This window comes from Nereida sp. NH-UV-3, assembly GCF_042939535.1.
GTDB classification, from domain to species: Bacteria; Pseudomonadota; Alphaproteobacteria; order Rhodobacterales; family Rhodobacteraceae; genus Nereida; species Nereida ignava.
In genome coordinates, this window is sequence record NZ_CP132157.1 from 1,765,964 (window position 1) to 1,783,009 (window position 17,046).

Below are 17,046 nucleotides of genomic sequence, written 5' to 3' on the forward strand. Positions count from 1 at the left end.
CCTTTGATGTTGGGGATACAACATTCTCTCCCTGTTGGACTTTGCCCTGATCATATTGGTCAGGGCTTCTTTTTTGCCTCGAGGGCGTGGGCGCCTAATAAAGCTCTGACTTATACATCTTCTCAATGGCTGCCTGATCTGTTGTATCGACGGGCAATTGGGCGTGATCACGGACCATTTCGTAAAGCGTGCCGACAGGTCGTTTGTCAGGCCATGTGTCAGGGTTCCATAGTCCCGCGCGCATCGGCGCTTTGCCGCAATGGGTAAAGATTTGTGTGGCAGTAACTTTGGTAACTGTTTTTGGGCTGCGGCCATTGATCGCAAATCGGCCGCAAATTTTAGGATCAGCGGTGATTTCCGCAATACCGTTCACCCGCAACGTTTCGGTCACTGTTGGGATCATGAACAACAGTGCCACCCGCGGATCGCCCGCAATGTTGAGAAGCCCGTCGATACGGTTATTTCCAGGCCGATCAGGGATCAGCAGCGTTTTGTCGTCTTCCACATGCACAAAGCCTATGGGGTCACCTTTGGGGGATAAGTCCAGCCCATTTGCCCCGCTGGTCGCCATGATCACAAACGGCGAGGCGGCTATGATTGCACGACAATGATGATCGAAAATTGTGATCTCTTTTTGGGCGGCCCGTTCACTAGGGTAACCATACAGATATCGTAACTCTTGGGGTGTCATCGCGTGCTCCTATTGGGTAGGCGCAGCTTTGCATAGCGTAGGTCGGCGCTGCAACACTGGCCTTTCAAAGCGGGCTAAGTTACGACTTGGGCAAGTTACATCAGGAGCACCACCATGTCATTTACTCTCGCCACTTGGAACATTAATTCAGTGCGCCTGCGCGAGGATTTGGTGCTTAAATTGCTCTCTGAGCAAGCGCCGGATGTGCTGTGTTTGCAGGAGTGTAAATCTCCCGTTGAGAAAATTCCCACGGCTGGTTTTGAAGCACTTGGCTACACGCACATGGTCGCGCGCGGGCAGAAGGGTTACAACGGTGTTGCGATCCTTTCCAAGATCCCGATGGTCGAGGCCGGTGCCGAGGATTTTGCAAGTCTTGGTCATGCACGCCATATCGCGGGCCGGCTTGAGAATGGTGTGACAATTCACAACCATTACGTGCCTGCGGGTGGTGACGTCGCGGACCGCGATGTGAATGAAAAGTTTGGCCAAAAGTTGGACTATCTCACAGATATGCGTGATGCGTTCAGGACGTCAGCACCGAAGCGGGCTATTCTGGTCGGTGATCTAAATATCGCCCCGCGTGAGGACGATGTTTGGGACCACAAAAAGCTGCTTAAAGTCGTCAGCCATACGCCTATCGAAGTAGAGCATTTCAATGATGTGATGACGGCAGGTGACTGGCATGATGTGACGCGCGCGGATATTCCCGCAGGTCGGCTTTACAGCTGGTGGTCGTATCGCGCCAAAGATTGGGACGCGGCAGATAAAGGACGCCGCTTGGACCATATTTGGGCCACTGGTGACATCAAAAGCGCAGCACATAGCAGTCGCGTGTTGCGTGACGCACGTGGCTGGGAAAAGCCATCAGATCATGCTCCGGTTTTTGCGACCTTTGATCTTTGACATTTCGTCCTGCGCTACACATATGACGTGCAACTGATATTTAAGGGATAAAGCAATGTTGGAACTTGGTGCCTCGCAGAACGAGCAAGCAGATGATCTGATCAAAGATGGCTCAGAAGCGACCTTTATGCAGGACGTCGTTGAGATGTCTCAAAAGGTGCCGGTCATCGTTGACTTTTGGGCGCCTTGGTGTGGCCCATGCAAAACACTTGGCCCTGCGCTTGAGGCGGCGGTAACAGCCGCAAATGGTGCCGTTCGCATGGTGAAGCTGGACGTAGATCAAAATCAAGCGATTGCGGGACAATTGCAAATCCAATCCATCCCGACAGTCTATGCGTTTTGGCAAGGCCAGCCAGTGGACGGCTTTCAAGGCGCGGTTGCAGGTTCCGAAATTGAGGCGTTTGTCACACGTGTTGCCGCAATGGGCCCTGGTGGTGAGGATGACGGCCTTGCAGCTGCTGTTGAGGCGGCTGAGGAAATGCTGACTGCCGGTGATGCGTCAGATGCGGCTCAGACTTTTGCAGCCATTCTGGAAGAAGAGCCCACCAATGCAGCGGCTTACGGCGGTCTGGTTCGTGCACATCTTGCGCTTGATGAGGTTGAGCAAGCTGAAGCAGTTCTGAACGGCGCACCTGCCGAGATATCTGCGTCAGCCGAACTTGAGGCAGCACATGCGCAACTTGAGCTGGCAAAGCAAGCTGCTAGTGCAGGTCCGCTTGATGAGTTGCGCGCAGCGGTGAAGGCTGATGAAAACAACCACCAAGCCCGCTTTGATCTGGCCACCGCCATGCACGCAGCGGGTGATCTAGAGGGTGCCGTGGATCAGTTGCTTGATCTATTCGGGCGTGATCGTGAATGGAATGACGGCGCTGCAAAAGCACAGCTATTTACCATCTTTGATGCGCTTGAAGCAAAAGACCCTATCGCGTTGAACGGTCGCCGCCGCCTGTCGTCGATGATCTTTGTCTAACTAATTCACGCGGGGCACATTTGTCGCGTTGCCCTGCGTCTTTGCAAAGCTATCTGCTTGAATATGATGAAAACAGCTGACCTGCCAAATCGCGTTCCCGTATTCCCGCTGCCCGGTGCTTTGCTTTTGCCGCGGGCACGTTTGCCCCTTCATATTTTTGAGCCACGCTATCTTCAGATGATCGAAGACGCCCTCAAAACTTCGCACCGTTTGATCGGTATGGTGCAGCCCTATGAGGCGCGCGGCGAAAACGGTCTGCACGCTATTGGATGCGCGGGCCGGATCACTGCATTTTCCGAGACAGAAGACGGCCGCTATATGGTGACTCTTGCTGGTGTTTCGCGGTTTCGCGTATCGGCAGAAGTCGCAGGGTTTTCGCCCTACCGTCAATGCGACGTCTCTTGGAGCGGTTTTGAGCGTGATTTGGGCGCCGCCGAGCGGGATCCTGAATTTGACCGTCCCAAGTTTATGGCGTCGCTTGAAAAGTTTTTTGACGCTTATGATTTGAAGACTGATTGGGATGGCTTGGAGGAAGCGGACGAGGAGTTGCTCATCAACTCGCTTTCGATGCTTTGCCCGTTTGAGCCAGAAGACAAACAGGCGCTGCTTGAGGCGCCATCTCTGACGACACGCCGCGAAACTATTGTGACGCTGATCGAGTTCGCGTTAAGAGGGGGCCAGTCGGAGGAGATGATGCAATGAGCCAAGAGGTATCTGGTAAGACCGCTACCAAGTTTGATCCATGTATGCTTGAAGCCTTGGTCTGCCCGCGCACGCAAGGCACATTGGATTACGATGCTGATGCCCAAGAGCTTATCAGTAAGTCAGCTAAACTGGCCTTTCCGATCCGTGAAGGTATCCCAATCTTGTTAGTAGACGAAGCGCGCAGTCTTTAGACGCTTTGCCCTTTCATGAGCTTGGGCAAATCGCCGGTCAGGCCTGCGGCTTCGCGAATAAAGCCTCTGCGCAGAGCGGGAACTGCGTTTACGATCCCCATACCTACGTCACGCAAGCCGCGCAAAAAGCCGTTATCATTTGAAAATAGCGCGTTGAAGCTGTCGGTTGAGGCAGCAAGAGCCGCAACATCAAAGCGCCGCCACTGCGCATAGCGCGCTAATACCAAATCGGAACCGATGTCTTCGCCCCTGCGTTTTGCCAGTGCGAGAACCTCAACAAGACTTGCTACATCTTTTAGGCCCGCGTTTAGCCCCTGTCCCGCAATGGGGTGCACGCCGTGTGCTGCGTCACCCACCAACGCGATGCGCTGTGATGTGAGGGCGTTGGCCAAGGTCAGTGACAGCGGATAGTGATAGCGTGCGCCTGCAAGTTCAATGTTTCCCAGAAAGTCTCCAAAGCGGGGCTTGAGGTGCTCAATAAAATCATCGTCGCTCATTTTGCTGACGCGGGCCGCTGTTTCATGCGTTTCTGACCAAACAATAGAGCTTCGGTTCCCACTAAGGGGCAAAATCGCCAAAGGACCCGCGGGCATGAAAAACTGGTGAGCAATTCCGCCGTGTGGTTTCTCATGGGCAATCGCGCAGACCATCGCAGTCTGTCCGTAGTCGCGACCGTTGCGCATAATACCGGCGCGCATGGCAGTGCCTGATGTTCGCCCGTCGCACCCGACTAATACGCGCCCCGTATGCATGGTTCCGTCCGCAAGGGTAACAGAAGCGCCAGCCGCGTCGGTGTGCTGCGCGACTACTCGGGCATTCGGCAGATGGGTAATTTCAGCATTCTGAACAGCGTTCAAAAACGCACGTCGCAAATGCCGATCTTCGACCATAAACCCCATTGGGCCTTCTTCAATTTCAGCATGATCAAAATGCATGAAAAACGGTGATGGACCTTCGCCAACGCGCCCATCGGTTACTTTAATTTCAAGCATCGGCTGTGCGTCGCCTTCAAGATCGTCCCAAAGACCAATCCCGTTCAACAATCGCTGCGAAGCCAGTGCGATCGCATATGAGCGGCCGTTGAAATTGGACAGCGTCTGTGTCGCGACATCTTCGGCATCAATTAACGTGACGCTCAGCCCTGTGCCTGCGGCTGCCAAAGCAAGTGCGCATCCGTTCAGGCTGCCGCCGACAATGATCAAATCTGTACTCTTATCCATGTTGCTGAATATGGGCGTTGGGGCGGGATTGTCCATGCTGGATGCAGCGGATAGGTTTCACCTGAGAAAATTTATCTTGGGGTATTCCGGCATGCATAAATGGCAAACGATGACGGCCGTTGATCTTGGGCGTGGCATTGGGGCAGGGGATATCGATCCTGTTGAGTTGTGCGATGTGTTTCTGCAAGCGATTGCGGCCCACCCCTTTACGGACAAAATCTACGCTCGCGTTACCGCTGATCGCGCCCGGGCCGAGGCGCTTGCGGCACGAACTAGGCAACAGAATGGGGGGCGGCTGTGTCCGCTTGATGGCGTCCCGATTTCTTGGAAAGACCTGTTTGATACGGCGGGTACAGTCACGGAGGCGGGATCGAAACTGCTTGCAGGGCGAACCCCCGATGCAGACGCTCTTGTTTTGCAACATGCAACACAATTGGGTCTGGTCTGTCTCGGTAAAACACACATGTCCGAGTTGGCGTTTTCGGGCCTTGGGTATAATCCCGTCACAGAGACTAGCCCGTGTGTGAACGACCATGATGCAGTTGCCGGCGGGTCATCATCTGGCGCTGCTGCATCTGTTGCGTTTGGTTTGGCCGCTGCCGCGATAGGTTCTGATACGGGCGGGTCCGTCAGAATTCCCGCCGTTTGGAATGACCTTGTAGGGCTTAAGACAACCCATGGGGCGATTGCGACGAAAGGCGTGGTGCCGCTTTGCCAGCGTTTTGACACCGTTGGGCCGCTCTGTCGAAGCGTGGAAGATGCCGCGGTACTGTTTGATGTGTTGGGTGGTGGCAGTGTTGATCTGGCTCATGCGTCTCTTGAAGGGGTACGGTTTGGCGCGCTGCAAACAGTGGTGCTTGAAGGTTTGGAAGATGCGCCGCGCGCGGCTTACGAGCGCGCAGTCGAAGCCATTAAGCGGGCAGGTGCTGTTGTTGAACCGTTCGGATTTGAGGCTCTAAATGATGCCTTCGCGATTGCGGGGCCGCTATTTACTGCCGAAGCTTATGGCACATGGGGCGAGGTTATTGAGGCGTCGCCAGACACAATGTTCGATCAGGTTCGCGAGCGATTTAGAGCCGGCAAAAACGTAGCCGCATCTGATTTCGTGGCGGGGTGGCAAAAGTTGGATCACATCCGGCGTGAATATGCCATTCAAGCCGCGCGATTTGACGGGGTGCTGTTACCGACTGCGCCAATCATGCCGCCGAACTTGGCGAGATTGATTGCGGAGCCTGACTATTTTGTTGAGGCAAATTTGATGGCGCTTCGCAACACGCGCGTGGCCAATCTTCTGGGATTGTGCTCGGTCACGGTACCCGCAGGCCACAAATCGACGGGCCTCATGATTAATTGTTTGCCGATGCAAGACGCCAAAGCACTGCGATTAGCTGCCGCAATAAGCGCAATAGGGGCCTAAAAGTCACATAACCGCCCAATACTGTTGGCTTTTTCTGGACGCAGCGCCTCTGATTTGGTTTAATGTTGAAATAACGGGGCGATAATGATCCCGAACATGAGGCAGTATTGATGTATCCCCAGCGGTTTAGCGCCCTTCCGGCCTATGCATTTCCGCGTTTGCGCGCGTTATTGGACCACCTGCCGTCTGGCGGTGAACCGATTGCTATGACCATTGGTGAGCCACAGCACGCCTTTCCCGAATTTGTCCCCGAGGTTCTTGCGGCCCATGTGTCGGGCTTTAACAAATACCCCCCCAACGATGGCGCGCCAGAGTTGCTTGAAGCCATCGCCTCTTGGGTTGGTCGCAGGTTCGGCGCAAAAGTTGATGCAACGACTGAGGTTCTAACGCTTAACGGGACCCGCGAGGGCCTGTACAATGTGAACATGGCGCTGTGCCCTGAAAGTAAGAACGGGCAGCCGCCAGTCGTCCTTATTCCGAACCCGTTTTATCAAGTTTACGCAGTCAGCACGCTGAGCGCGTCCGCCGAGCCCGTTTATGTAAATGCCACCGCAGAGACCGGCTTTTTGCCTGACTACGCAAGCCTTCCCGAAGATGTGCTTAAGCGTACCGCCATGTGTTATATCTGTTCACCGGCGAACCCGCAGGGTGCCGTAGCAACGGAAAGCTATTGGCGCGAGTTGATTGGCTTGGCCGAGCGGTTTGATTTTAAGATTATCGCGGATGAGTGCTATTCCGAGGTCTACCGCGACGCCCCGCCGACTGGTGCGCTTGAAGTTGCGCAAAAAATGGGTGCTGATCCCGAGCGTGTCTTGATTTTCCATTCGCTGTCAAAGCGGTCAAATTTGGCGGGTTTGCGCTCAGGGTTTGTTGTGTCTGGGCCGCAAAATATTGCGCGCATGAAACAGCTGAGAAACTACGCTGGCACACCACTGCCATTGCCGTTGCAGCATGTTGCTGTCGCGTGTTGGAACGATGAAACCCACGTTACGGCGTCTCGGGCGCTTTACGCAGAGAAGTTTGATCTGGCCGATGAGATTTTTGCTGATGTCGAGGGCTATCAATCGCCCGAGGCTGGCTTCTTTTTGTGGCTGCCTGCCGAGGATGCAGAACAAGCAGCAGTAAAGCTTTGGACGCAAACGGGCGTTCGTGTTCTGCCTGGTAGTTATCTGAGCCGCGATACGGATGCAGGTAATCCGGGACAAAATTATATTCGGGTCGCATTGGTGGCCCCAAAACAAGACGTGCAGCGCGGGCTTATTGCCTTACGCGACTGCATCTACGGATGAGGAAACGGGATATGGCACTACGCACACAAGGTGACCCTTTGTTCGATACGGACATGCAGGCGGCGATTGAAAAACGCTCGAAAGAGTTGATTGGTCTTGGCCTTTTGGTCTTGGGCGCGCTGAGCTGGGCGATGCTGTGGAGTTATTCTCCGTCCGATCCAAACTTTATGGTCGCCACAACAGCGCCGATCGAGAATTGGCTTGGCCGCTTTGGCGCGTCACTGTCAGGCCCGCTTTTCATGATCGTGGGTAAAGGCGCTTGGGTCATCCCAGCAGTGTTTATCGCTTGGGGCGTGCGCTTTATTTTGCACCGCGGCCAAGAACGTGCGGTGAGCTGTCTGATCTTCTTTCCAATTTTGGTCGCGATCGCCTCCATCTATGGTGCAAGCCTGACGCCACCTGCGGGTTGGAACCATTCGTTTGGCTTGGGCGGATTGTTTGGCGAGACTACTCTTGCGGTCATCCTTAGCATTTTGCCGTTTTCCCCCGCGTTCGGGGTCAAGCTGATGTCCCTGCTGACTGGTTTGGGCACTGTGGCGCTTGGTCTGTTCGTCCTTGGGTTCATCAAAGATGAGCTGCGTGTGATCGGACGTTTCTTGTTGGTAGGCTTGGTTGTCACGTATGCGCAGACGTTGAAAGTGTTGGGTAAAGGCGCTTCAGGGGCGGGTGTTGCAGCGCGCCACATGGCCGAGCGTCACGCGCAGATGCGTGAGGCACGCGCGGATGCAAAAGCACTTGAGGCAGCGCACCGTCATGAAACACTCTTGCCCATGATGCATAGCGCGGAAGAAAAAGCACGCGTGGCGTCTGTTGTACGTGCGGACCCTGCATTTGGGGTCGAGCCTACGGTAGCTACAAATGCAGCTCCCTTGGTTGCTGATCCACGCCCCGCGCCGATGCCGGTGGCCGAGCCAAAGACAGGCCTGCTTGCGCGCTTGATGCCAAAACCTGCACCGATGCCTGAGCCAGAGTTGGTTGAACCTGCCTTAAGTGCTGATTTGTCCGCACCGGATGCGGGTACTGTATCTGCGCGTATTTCTGACGCGATTAAGAACCGCGCGCGCGGTGTCGCGCAAGCTACGCCACAAACTGCGGCGCGTGTTGAGCCGTCATTGATGCCCCGTGGCCCTGAGCCGTTGATTGCCCAAACAACTCCGCCACAGATGTATGCGGATGAGGCGCCAATGATGCATGAGGCCCTTGATGAGGGGCCAGATGCCTTGGTTGAAAGTTATGATCCGGTGACGCCCGATGTGGCTGACCCTTATGCGGCTGCAACTCAAACGCCGCCTATGCAAATTCCCACACCGCAAGCGCGTTCAGTTGTGCAGCATCCTGTGAAAAAGGCGATCGTCCCATCACGTCAGGCCAAAGCTGAGGCGCAGCCAGCCCTGAAGTTTGAGGAGAGCGCGAGCCAGTTTGATCTGCCGCCATTGAACCTGTTGCGTGCGCCAGACACCGTTGAGCGGCATCATCTGTCCGATGATGCGCTTGAGCAAAACGCACGGATGCTGGAAAGCGTTTTGGATGATTACGGCGTAAAAGGTGAGATTGTCAGTGTTCGCCCAGGCCCCGTTGTAACGATGTACGAGCTTGAGCCAGCCCCCGGTTTGAAGGCCAGCCGCGTTATTGGTCTGGCCGATGACATTGCGCGTTCAATGTCTGCGCTTTCTGCACGTGTTTCGACCGTGCCGGGACGTTCTGTTATTGGGATCGAGTTGCCCAACGAAAACCGTGAAATGGTAGTCCTGCGCGAAATCCTGTCAGCACGTGATTTTGGTGACAGCAGCATGCGCCTGCCCCTTGCCTTGGGCAAAGATATTGGCGGCGAAAGCATCGTGGCTAACCTTGCCAAGATGCCCCACCTGTTGATCGCGGGGACAACCGGTTCTGGTAAGTCTGTGGCGATCAACACAATGATTTTGTCGCTGCTTTATAAGCTTACACCCGATGAGTGCCGCCTGATCATGATTGATCCTAAAATGCTCGAACTGAGTGTTTATGACGGCATTCCGCACCTGCTTAGCCCTGTTGTGACTGACCCTAAAAAGGCAGTTGTTGCGCTGAAGTGGACTGTGGGCGAGATGGAAGAGCGTTACCGCAAGATGTCGAAAATGGGTGTGCGTAACATTGAAGGTTACAACAGCCGCGTCCGCGACACCTTGGCCAAAGGTGAGCTGTTCAGCCGCACGGTTCAAACCGGTTTTGACGAAGATACGGGTGAGCCGATTTTTGAGAGCGAAGAATTCCAGCCCGAAGTGCTACCCTATATCGTGGTCATCGTTGATGAGATGGCAGACCTGATGATGGTGGCGGGTAAAGAGATCGAAGCCTGCATCCAGCGCCTTGCACAAATGGCGCGTGCGTCGGGTATTCACCTGATCATGGCCACCCAACGTCCGTCTGTTGACGTTATCACGGGTACAATTAAGGCGAACTTCCCCACACGGATTTCGTTCCAAGTGACTTCAAAAATTGATAGCCGTACCATTCTGGGTGAGCAGGGCGCCGAGCAGCTTTTGGGCATGGGTGACATGCTCTACATGGCTGGTGGTTCCAAAATTACTCGTGTTCACGGGCCATTCTGCTCAGATGAAGAAGTTGAGGAAATTGTAAATTACCTCAAGGCTTTTGGCCCGCCCGAATACAAAAGTGGCGTTGTTGATGGCCCTGCGTCGGATCAAGAAAGTGATATCGATCTGGTTCTTGGACTTGGCGGTAATACCGATGGCGAAGATGCGCTGTATGATACTGCGGTGCAAATCGTTGTTAAGGATCGCAAGTGCTCAACCAGCTATATTCAGCGTAAACTGGCAATTGGGTACAACAAGGCCGCGCGCCTTGTAGAGCAGATGGAGGAAGAAGGTCTTGTCTCTCCTGCCAATCATGTGGGCAAACGCGAGATCCTGATCCCAGAGGCGCAGTAATACGCGCAAAAACGAAAGTGTTAGGCGATGTTATTGCCTAGCACTGGTAACTCCGCGAAACAGTGTCATGTAAATGATGCACAGGTTTGGATGCGGATGAATAGAATGACGAAAATAGCTAGTTTTGCGATGATGGTGTTGTTGGCGCTTGGCGTTCCTGCATCTGCTGCTGAGAAGCTCTCACTGGATCAGATATCGGGCTATCTTAACGACATGACCACTGCGCGGGGTGAGTTCACACAGATCAATGCGGACCAGACTATTTCTACGGGCACGATTTACATCAAACGTCCCGGACGCATCCGGTTTGAGTACAGCCCGCCAGAGCAAACGCTTGTGATGGCAGGTGGTAGTCAGGTGGCGATCTTTGATGGCAAGTCAGCAAATAATCCCGATCAATATCCGCTGCGCCGCACACCGCTGAACCTTTTGCTGGAACGCAACGTGGATTTGGCAAAACGCGATATGGTTGTGGGACATGAATTTGATGGCACGGCGACGTTTGTGCGCGCACAGGACCCTGAAAATCCGCAATACGGCAGTATCCAACTTGTGTTCACCGACAGCCCAACGCAGCTTCGCCAGTGGATCATCACGGATGAGATCGGCTCAGAGACAACCGTGATCCTTGGTCAGCTTGAGACGGACATCCCTCTTGGAGCGCGCTTGTTCAGCATCCCCCAAGAGGCAGAAAATTGGAATTAGCGGTTGCGCGCTTATGCCTTGCCGCAGGCGCGGAGCTGACTGTCATACGTTACTGCGCGGTTACCGACTTCACGTGAGACCCGCAGCAACCACGGCTTGCGATTATAACTACCCCGCGCATATCCGGTACGGCCCTCATGATAGGCAAGGTATTGATTGCGAGCGTCGTTGAGCGGGATGCCCAAGCCATCGCGCGACTTAACCATGTACCACCCCATAAAGTCAGTAGCATCGCCAATACGGTCGCGGCGTGCAGCCCAACGGCGTTGCTCAGAGCGGTACTCGTCCCATGTTCCATCTAGCGCTTGGCTGTATCCATAGGCAGAACTTTGACGGCCCATCGGAATAACTCCAAGCGCATAACGATAGGGCGTGCGTGCGTTCGCGATGAACTTACTCTCTTGGTAAATGGCCGCCATTTGAACGGCGACAGGTACGCCCCACTTGCGTTCGGTTTTGCGCATCGCCGTCAGGTAAGACGGGCGCTGGTTGAGAATGCTGCAAGCATTATCAAGATTGCGCGGGGCTGAATAATTGCTGCTGCCGCACCCTGCGATTAGCACGCAAAACATCAATGCTCTGGATAGTCGTTTCATCTGCCTGTTCCCATTTTTATCGGGTTATGCGTGCAACATAACTCAATTAAGGGGTCCGCGAAACATGTTTTGGATTTCGCTACACTAGAAACGCCAATGTCAGCGGGATCGTGACCAACGACATCACTGTTGAAGCAACCACCAAGCCCGCAACGGCATCTGCGTCCGCACCGTATTTTTCTGCGAGTAGATAAGATGTCACTGCGACAGGCGTCGCGATTTGCACAATCAAAACTGCTGCCGCCGTGGATTCTAATCCAAACCATTGCGCGATAAGAGCCGCGGCGCCGACGCAGACCACAACTTTAAATGCTGACAAAATGATTGAAAGAGGAAGGTGCGCTGGCGTGAGGCGGGCCACGGCGACCCCCAAAGTGATCAGCATAATCGGGATCGCCATATCCCCAACAAGGCCCAAAGCGTTTGTCAGGAATGTTGGTGTTTCCCAGCCTTGCCACAAAAACAACGCACCCAAAATGGTGGCCGCTACGATAGGCTCCTTGAGGACCTTAAGCGGGGAGCCGCCCCCCGCGACCAACCAGATGCCAAAGGTGAACGAGTAGATTGCCATGATCGCGAAAACCACAACCGCATAGCCAAAGCCGGCCTCTCCAAACGCAAAAAGGCACAGCGGCAGTCCAAGGTTGCCAGTGTTGCCCATGATCAACGGGGCAAGATAGGTGCGCCGGTCGAGCTTGCCTATTGCGACCAGCCCCCAGCACAGCAGGGTTACCGCGCCATATGCCGCAACAGTTGCAAGAGACAGCAGCGTCAGCGCGTTCGGATCAATTTCGGTTTGCATCAAAGCAACAAAGATCAAGCAGGGCACAGATATGGTCATGGCCAGCCGCGTGACGAATTCGACACGATACTCAAAGCCCATTTTCACCCAAACAAAGCCAATCATGCCAAGGATAAATACCGGTGCTGTGATCTCGAGAACTGTTAATGCGAGGTTCACAAACTGTTTCCTTCGATTTGGGGTGCGGAGCCCTAGACTCACGTTGTCGCAAAGTTTAGGCAATGGCCTCGGGGGTTACAACGCTATGCTCAAAACGCGCGCAAAATACTATCTGGGCCAAATCGTTCGGCATAAAAACCACCCGTTCCGCGGTGTGGTTTTCGACGTGGATGCAGAGTTTGCCAACACCGAAGAGTGGTACGACTCAATCCCCGAGGAAAGCCGGCCTGTGAAGGACCAGCCTTTCTATCACCTTTTGGCGGAAAATGAGCAAAGTTACTATGTAGCCTATGTTTCCGAGCAAAACCTAATCGCAGACTACTCCGGAGAGCCAGTTGGCCATCCCGATTTGGACGAGATGTTTGGCCCCTTCAATGATGGGGCCTACCAACTGCAATACCAGCTAAACTAGCAGGTCAGATGCCCAAGGCGCATCCGTCTTTGCGCGGATCAGAGCCGCCTTCCAGCACACCGTTGTCATGCAGAAAAATCGCTTGCGCGCCGCCAATTGGGGTGTTTGGCACATCAACAGTATGGCCAAGGCTGGTTAGTTCGTTGCGCATATCGTCGCTGTAGCCGCGCTCAACCTTCAGGGTCCCTTTGTCCGCGAACGAACGGGGCGCATCAATGGCGTCTTGAACTGACATGTCAAAGTCGACCATGTTGCTGATCAAACGCGCATGCCCATTTGGTTGATATGCGCCACCCATCACGCCGAACGGCATAAGCACGCGACCTGCTTTTTTGACGATGCCCGGAATGATTGTGTGCATTGGGCGCTTGCCGCCCGCAGCCTCGTTTGGGTGACCTTCTTCAAGCGTGAAGCCAGCGCCACGGTTTTGGAACAAAACCCCGTAGTTGGGTGTGGCAATGCCAGAACCGAAACCGTGAAATACAGAATAGATCAACGAAACACTCATCCGGTTTTTATCGACTACGGTGATGTAGATCGTATCTTTGTGAACAGCTTCCGAGATGGCTTTGGGATCAGCCATCGCTTGTTTTGGATCAATCAGGTCGCACAAACGGTCGGCAGTATCTTGGGACAACAAATAATCGGTTGGCGTGCCTGTATCAGCAATGAACCGGTTGCGTGCGTCATAGGCAAGCTTTGCGATTTCGGCTTCAATATGCACGCGCTCTGCGCCGAACGGGTCCATGGATTTAATGTCAAAGCGCTTCATCATGTTCATCATGAGGATCGCTGTCGCACCATGTCCGTTTGGCGGGTGCTCGACCACTTCCAAATCACCGTAGGTGCCGGAAATGGGCTGTGTGTAATCGCACTGGGTGCTGGCAAAGTCGTCCATGGTGTGCGTGCCGCCAGCCGCATTTAGCGTCGCTACCATTTCTTCAGCGACTGCGCCTGTGTAGAAACCATCGCGGCCGTGTTCGGCCAAGTGGTGCAACAATTTCAGCTGTCGTGGGTCGCGGAATAGTTCACCGGTTTTGTAGACTTCGCCGCCCTTGAGGAACTGATTACGCGCGCTTCCCTGAAGTGCTTCAAGCCCCTCCGCCCAATCAAAGGCAACACGTGGCGCAACGGGTATCCCGTGCTCGGCGTAGTGCATAGACGGTTGCAGCAGAACATCCCAGGGTAGCTGCCCCCAGTCTTTGGAGAGCCGGGCAAAGGCATCAACAGCGCCGGGAATTGTGACGGCAGAAGCATCGCGGAGTGGAATAGTGTCATGACCCTCCGCGCGTAATTTAGCGGCGGAAAGGCCAGCGGGCGCGCGGCCTGATCCGTTCATGGCCTTGATGTCGTTGCTGTTTGGCGGCGTGAACAGAACAAAGCAATCGCCGCCTAGCCCGGTCATTTGTGGTTCACACAGTCCCAGTACAATTGCTGCAGAGATAGCTGCGTCCATCGCGTTGCCACCCTTTGCAATGATATCAAGCGCGGTTTTGCTACCGATTGGGTGGGATGTTGCCACCATCGCATCTTGCGCGAAAACGGAAGAACGGTGTGGTTTGTGGAAATCGCGCATGACGTGCCTCGCTTATGATCTGGTTGAGCAGACATTAGGCTAAATCCTTGGCTCGTCTATGGGGCTTTCAAATTAATGTGGTGTGGGCGCTGGCACCTTGGTGATGACAAAGCTTAGGTGGTTTGTGCCGTTGCTGCGCTTGTACTCAAGATTGTCAGCCAAGGTGTTGATGATGATTAGGCCGAAACCACTTTCAGGTAGGCGACTTGCCTCAGGTGTAGCTGCTTCAGTTGGCAGCTGCACAGCCTCGGGACTGGCCATGCCTTTGTCAAATACGTGAAACTGCCACGCCCAAACCAGATCATCGGCCATGACATTGATCGTGCCACAATCTGTGTTGCTATAAGCGTGCTCACTGATGTTGTTGAGAATTTCTGCCAGTACTAATTCGGCAATGGTAATTGTTTCGGCGCCACCCAGAGTGCGTTCGGACAGTTGCGTACGAATGCTACTCAGCACGCGCCGAATACCTGCCGGAGTGGCTTCACACTGCACTTCAAAAAGCATATTAGACGCCTCAACGGGGCGTGGTTGGCTCAAAGCTTTTTCACACATCTGCGGGATACGTCACTGGCAGTTGTTTGTGAATTTTGAAAACAGTATCCATGCGGGTCAGGCTGAAAACCTTTTCGACAGCTGAAGACAAGCAGGCAAGCTCTAACGCTGTGCCATCTGGCATTTGTTTAAGTGCCGCAACGATCGCACCAAGCCCGCTGGAATCAATGAATGTTACTTCGCTAAGATCAAGTATCGCACGGCCTGTCTCGTCTTGTGTGGCGGCTCTCATCGCGTCTTTGAATGCAATCGCCGCCATCGCGTCAATCCTTGCCTCTTCGACGCGCAAGATCAGCCCTGCTGGCGTCGTTGTTTGTGTTAGTCTCACCTTTTGCCCTCCGGTTCACCCTGTGGACGGGTGTAAAGGCGCAACTGTTACTAATTCCTTTCTTGTGTCCGCGTGATCCGCAACGCATTTATCTAAAATGATCACCAAACCGGAGCCGCCCGTCATGATTGATTATCCCGCTTTGCACAAAACCATTGATGCGCTGACTGAAGGTGAAACAGATGAGATTGCTCTGATGGCGACAGTCGTGTGCGAGGTGCATCACGCGGATGATCGGTTTGATTGGACTGGGTTTTACCGCGTGACAGAACCCGAAGTTTTGAAAATCGGTCCCTACCAAGGTGGGCACGGATGCCTAAAGATTCCGTTTTCTCGGGGTGTTTGTGGCGCTGCAGCGCGTCTTCAATCCCCACAGTTGGTTGCGGATGTTCATGCGTTTGAGGGGCATATTGCATGTGCGTCTTCCACGCAGTCTGAGTTGGTTTTGCCCGTCTTTGATGGGCATGGTGCGCTTTTGGCGGTGTTCGATTTGGACAGCGATCAGCCTGCTGCTTTTACAAATGAAGACGTTCAGCAGATGACATCTTTGCTGCACCGCGTTTTTCAAAAAGTTCTTTAGCCAAGTGAAATTTTTATCTTGGCAAAGCCAGAATTTTCCGGCTACGTGAAATAACGCATTATTTTTTCACGAAGAGGTTTGAGTCGTGCGACATGAACAGCCAGTCAAAACGCTTGGCGCTGACTTAAGAGCCCTGCGCAAAGCGCGAGGTATGAAGCTGCAAGATCTTGCGGATACGCTTGGTCGCTCTGTCGGCTGGGTGTCGCAGGTTGAGCGCGATATGTCTGAGCCTTCAATCAATGATTTGCGTGACATGGCGCGTGCACTTGATGTGTCTGTGTCGTCTTTGTTTCGCGTAAATGCAGCCCCCGACGAGGAGGGGCTGATCGTTCGTGCGGGCGCGCGCCGCCCAATCGGATCACGCGCCGCCGGTCTGGTTGAGGAGCTTTTGTCGCCTGATCTTAGCGATGACTTTGAGGTGGTGCATTCAAGCTTTGCAGTGGGCGCCGTTCTTGAGCAGTTCGTCGAGCGCCCGACGCAAGAGGTTGGATATATTGTGCGGGGCAAACTTGACGTAACCATCGCGGACAAGACGTTTACCCTTTCAAAAGGGGACAGCTTCCGCGTGAAGGGTCAACCTTTTCGGTGGGCGAACCCCTACAGTGAAACATGTGAGGCGGTCTGGGTTATCGCGCCACCGGTTTATTGATGCGCGGGTCATGCCTGTGCGGGGGCTGCAGTTTTGAAGTGACTGAACCCGTCATGCGAATGGCGGCATGTCACTGCACACAGTGCCGCAAGCAATCGGGCCACTATTGGGCGGCGGGCCAAGTAAGCGACACAGGTATTTCAATCACTGGCGCGGTGTCGTGGTTTGCGTCTTCGCAGACAGCACAGCGCGGCTTCTGCCCGACCTGCGGCAGCGTTTTATTTTGGAAACTAGCTGGCGAGCCAAGCGTTAGTTTCTCGCTTGGGGCCATTGATGGGCCAACCCAGGGCCAGCTTGATGAACACATACACGTAGGCGCCAAGGGCGACTATTACACAATCGCGGATGATTTACCGCAAAGGGAGAACTAG

General features: G+C 54.2%; 19 protein-coding genes. 12 read left to right on the forward strand and 7 right to left on the reverse strand.

The window, feature by feature from the left end; genetic code table 11:
• Nucleotides 1-94: 94 nt before the first annotated feature.
• Nucleotides 95-691: a pyridoxamine 5'-phosphate oxidase family protein gene (locus NeNHUV3_RS08725; RefSeq protein WP_391480935.1), complete on the reverse strand. Its 597-nt coding sequence runs from the start codon at nt 689-691 to the stop codon at nt 95-97.
• Nucleotides 692-805: 114 nt separating this feature from the next.
• Between NeNHUV3_RS08725 and NeNHUV3_RS08730 the strand changes: the two genes are divergently transcribed.
• The 4 genes from NeNHUV3_RS08730 (at nt 806) to NeNHUV3_RS08745 (ending at nt 3,460) form a co-directional block, all read left to right on the forward strand.
• Entirely contained in the window at nt 806-1,594 is a 789-nt protein-coding gene (locus NeNHUV3_RS08730; protein WP_391480936.1) for an exodeoxyribonuclease III, read from the forward strand.
• Nucleotides 1,595-1,649: 55 nt separating this feature from the next.
• Nucleotides 1,650-2,564: a tetratricopeptide repeat protein gene (locus NeNHUV3_RS08735; protein WP_391480937.1), complete on the forward strand. Its 915-nt coding sequence runs from the start codon at nt 1,650-1,652 to the stop codon at nt 2,562-2,564.
• 63 nt (nt 2,565-2,627) lie between these two features.
• Nucleotides 2,628-3,266, forward strand: coding sequence for an LON peptidase substrate-binding domain-containing protein (locus NeNHUV3_RS08740; RefSeq protein WP_391480938.1), 639 nt, complete (start codon nt 2,628-2,630; stop codon nt 3,264-3,266).
• Nucleotides 3,263-3,460 (forward strand): Trm112 family protein, encoded by a 198-nt coding sequence (locus NeNHUV3_RS08745; protein WP_391480939.1) that lies wholly within the window; start codon nt 3,263-3,265, stop codon nt 3,458-3,460. Before NeNHUV3_RS08740 ends, NeNHUV3_RS08745 begins: the two co-directional genes overlap by 4 nt.
• On the opposite strand, the gene NeNHUV3_RS08750 is transcribed toward NeNHUV3_RS08745, so the two are convergent.
• The gene (locus NeNHUV3_RS08750; RefSeq protein WP_391480940.1) at nt 3,457-4,716 is read right to left on the reverse strand and encodes an FAD-dependent monooxygenase; all 1,260 of its coding nucleotides are present in this window, start codon (nt 4,714-4,716) and stop codon (nt 3,457-3,459) included. The two genes, NeNHUV3_RS08745 and NeNHUV3_RS08750, sit on opposite strands and share 4 nt — an antisense overlap.
• Nucleotides 4,717-4,771: 55 nt before the next feature.
• On the opposite strand from NeNHUV3_RS08750, the gene NeNHUV3_RS08755 reads away from it, so the two are divergent.
• The 4 genes from NeNHUV3_RS08755 (at nt 4,772) to NeNHUV3_RS08770 (ending at nt 11,018) form a co-directional block, all read left to right on the forward strand.
• Nucleotides 4,772-6,097 carry an amidase gene (locus tag NeNHUV3_RS08755; protein WP_391483224.1) on the forward strand — a complete coding sequence of 442 codons (1,326 nt, stop codon included), beginning with the start codon at nt 4,772-4,774 and terminating at the stop codon, nt 6,095-6,097.
• A gap of 110 nt (nt 6,098-6,207) precedes the next feature.
• Nucleotides 6,208-7,386 (forward strand): aminotransferase class I/II-fold pyridoxal phosphate-dependent enzyme, encoded by a 1,179-nt coding sequence (locus NeNHUV3_RS08760; RefSeq protein WP_391480941.1) that lies wholly within the window; start codon nt 6,208-6,210, stop codon nt 7,384-7,386.
• A gap of 11 nt (nt 7,387-7,397) precedes the next feature.
• Nucleotides 7,398-10,313, forward strand: coding sequence for a DNA translocase FtsK 4TM domain-containing protein (locus tag NeNHUV3_RS08765; protein ID WP_391480942.1), 2,916 nt, complete (start codon nt 7,398-7,400; stop codon nt 10,311-10,313).
• A 105-nt stretch (nt 10,314-10,418) separates the two neighbouring features.
• Nucleotides 10,419-11,018 carry an outer membrane lipoprotein carrier protein LolA gene (locus NeNHUV3_RS08770; protein WP_391480943.1) on the forward strand — a complete coding sequence of 200 codons (600 nt, stop codon included), beginning with the start codon at nt 10,419-10,421 and terminating at the stop codon, nt 11,016-11,018.
• Nucleotides 11,019-11,029: 11 nt separating this feature from the next.
• Here the strand turns inward: NeNHUV3_RS08770 and NeNHUV3_RS08775 are convergent, their stop codons facing one another.
• Both NeNHUV3_RS08775 and NeNHUV3_RS08780 read right to left on the reverse strand, forming a co-directional pair.
• Nucleotides 11,030-11,614 (reverse strand): lytic transglycosylase, encoded by a 585-nt coding sequence (locus NeNHUV3_RS08775; RefSeq protein WP_391480944.1) that lies wholly within the window; start codon nt 11,612-11,614, stop codon nt 11,030-11,032.
• Between the two features lie 79 nt (nt 11,615-11,693).
• On the reverse strand, nt 11,694-12,575 hold the full coding sequence (locus tag NeNHUV3_RS08780) for an AEC family transporter (RefSeq protein WP_391480945.1): 882 nt from the start codon (nt 12,573-12,575) through the stop codon (nt 11,694-11,696).
• Nucleotides 12,576-12,660: 85 nt separating this feature from the next.
• On the opposite strand from NeNHUV3_RS08780, the gene hspQ reads away from it, so the two are divergent.
• Nucleotides 12,661-12,987: a heat shock protein HspQ gene (hspQ, locus tag NeNHUV3_RS08785; protein ID WP_048598704.1), complete on the forward strand. Its 327-nt coding sequence runs from the start codon at nt 12,661-12,663 to the stop codon at nt 12,985-12,987.
• A 4-nt stretch (nt 12,988-12,991) separates the two neighbouring features.
• Here hspQ and NeNHUV3_RS08790 read toward each other — a convergent pair whose 3' ends face one another.
• The 3 genes from NeNHUV3_RS08790 to NeNHUV3_RS08800 form a co-directional block, all read right to left on the reverse strand.
• Nucleotides 12,992-14,563: a gamma-glutamyltransferase family protein gene (locus NeNHUV3_RS08790; protein ID WP_391480946.1), complete on the reverse strand. Its 1,572-nt coding sequence runs from the start codon at nt 14,561-14,563 to the stop codon at nt 12,992-12,994.
• A gap of 72 nt (nt 14,564-14,635) precedes the next feature.
• Nucleotides 14,636-15,118: an ATP-binding protein gene (locus NeNHUV3_RS08795; protein ID WP_391480947.1), complete on the reverse strand. Its 483-nt coding sequence runs from the start codon at nt 15,116-15,118 to the stop codon at nt 14,636-14,638.
• The gene (locus NeNHUV3_RS08800) at nt 15,111-15,446 is read right to left on the reverse strand and encodes an STAS domain-containing protein (protein ID WP_391480948.1); all 336 of its coding nucleotides are present in this window, start codon (nt 15,444-15,446) and stop codon (nt 15,111-15,113) included. Before NeNHUV3_RS08800 ends, NeNHUV3_RS08795 begins: the two co-directional genes overlap by 8 nt.
• A 97-nt stretch (nt 15,447-15,543) precedes the next feature.
• Here NeNHUV3_RS08800 and NeNHUV3_RS08805 point away from each other — a divergent pair, with 97 nt between their 5' ends.
• From NeNHUV3_RS08805 to NeNHUV3_RS08815, 3 genes are all read left to right on the forward strand, one after another.
• Nucleotides 15,544-16,026 (forward strand): GAF domain-containing protein, encoded by a 483-nt coding sequence (locus NeNHUV3_RS08805; RefSeq protein ID WP_391480949.1) that lies wholly within the window; start codon nt 15,544-15,546, stop codon nt 16,024-16,026.
• Nucleotides 16,027-16,111: 85 nt separating this feature from the next.
• Nucleotides 16,112-16,675 (forward strand): helix-turn-helix domain-containing protein, encoded by a 564-nt coding sequence (locus NeNHUV3_RS08810; RefSeq protein ID WP_048598709.1) that lies wholly within the window; start codon nt 16,112-16,114, stop codon nt 16,673-16,675.
• A gap of 59 nt (nt 16,676-16,734) precedes the next feature.
• Nucleotides 16,735-17,046, forward strand: a complete 312-nt coding sequence (locus tag NeNHUV3_RS08815; protein ID WP_391480951.1) for a GFA family protein — start codon at nt 16,735-16,737, stop codon at nt 17,044-17,046.

What these genes read in the sequence shown, in the direction of transcription:
- NeNHUV3_RS08725 (WP_391480935.1), bottom strand. Translation starts at nt 691, where the DNA reads ATGACACCCCAAGAGTTACGATATCTGTATGGTTACCCTAGTGAACGG.
- NeNHUV3_RS08730 (WP_391480936.1), top strand. Translation starts at nt 806, where the DNA reads ATGTCATTTACTCTCGCCACTTGGAACATTAATTCAGTGCGCCTGCGC.
- NeNHUV3_RS08735 (WP_391480937.1), top strand. Translation starts at nt 1,650, where the DNA reads ATGTTGGAACTTGGTGCCTCGCAGAACGAGCAAGCAGATGATCTGATC.
- NeNHUV3_RS08740 (WP_391480938.1), top strand. Translation starts at nt 2,628, where the DNA reads ATGATGAAAACAGCTGACCTGCCAAATCGCGTTCCCGTATTCCCGCTG.
- NeNHUV3_RS08745 (WP_391480939.1), top strand. Translation starts at nt 3,263, where the DNA reads ATGAGCCAAGAGGTATCTGGTAAGACCGCTACCAAGTTTGATCCATGT.
- NeNHUV3_RS08750 (WP_391480940.1), bottom strand. Translation starts at nt 4,716, where the DNA reads ATGGACAATCCCGCCCCAACGCCCATATTCAGCAACATGGATAAGAGT.
- NeNHUV3_RS08755 (WP_391483224.1), top strand. Translation starts at nt 4,772, where the DNA reads ATGCATAAATGGCAAACGATGACGGCCGTTGATCTTGGGCGTGGCATT.
- NeNHUV3_RS08760 (WP_391480941.1), top strand. Translation starts at nt 6,208, where the DNA reads ATGTATCCCCAGCGGTTTAGCGCCCTTCCGGCCTATGCATTTCCGCGT.
- NeNHUV3_RS08765 (WP_391480942.1), top strand. Translation starts at nt 7,398, where the DNA reads ATGGCACTACGCACACAAGGTGACCCTTTGTTCGATACGGACATGCAG.
- NeNHUV3_RS08770 (WP_391480943.1), top strand. Translation starts at nt 10,419, where the DNA reads ATGACGAAAATAGCTAGTTTTGCGATGATGGTGTTGTTGGCGCTTGGC.
- NeNHUV3_RS08775 (WP_391480944.1), bottom strand. Translation starts at nt 11,614, where the DNA reads ATGAAACGACTATCCAGAGCATTGATGTTTTGCGTGCTAATCGCAGGG.
- hspQ (WP_048598704.1), top strand. Translation starts at nt 12,661, where the DNA reads ATGCTCAAAACGCGCGCAAAATACTATCTGGGCCAAATCGTTCGGCAT.
- NeNHUV3_RS08790 (WP_391480946.1), bottom strand. Translation starts at nt 14,563, where the DNA reads ATGCGCGATTTCCACAAACCACACCGTTCTTCCGTTTTCGCGCAAGAT.
- NeNHUV3_RS08795 (WP_391480947.1), bottom strand. Translation starts at nt 15,118, where the DNA reads ATGTGTGAAAAAGCTTTGAGCCAACCACGCCCCGTTGAGGCGTCTAAT.
- NeNHUV3_RS08805 (WP_391480949.1), top strand. Translation starts at nt 15,544, where the DNA reads ATGATCACCAAACCGGAGCCGCCCGTCATGATTGATTATCCCGCTTTG.
- NeNHUV3_RS08815 (WP_391480951.1), top strand. Translation starts at nt 16,735, where the DNA reads ATGGCGGCATGTCACTGCACACAGTGCCGCAAGCAATCGGGCCACTAT.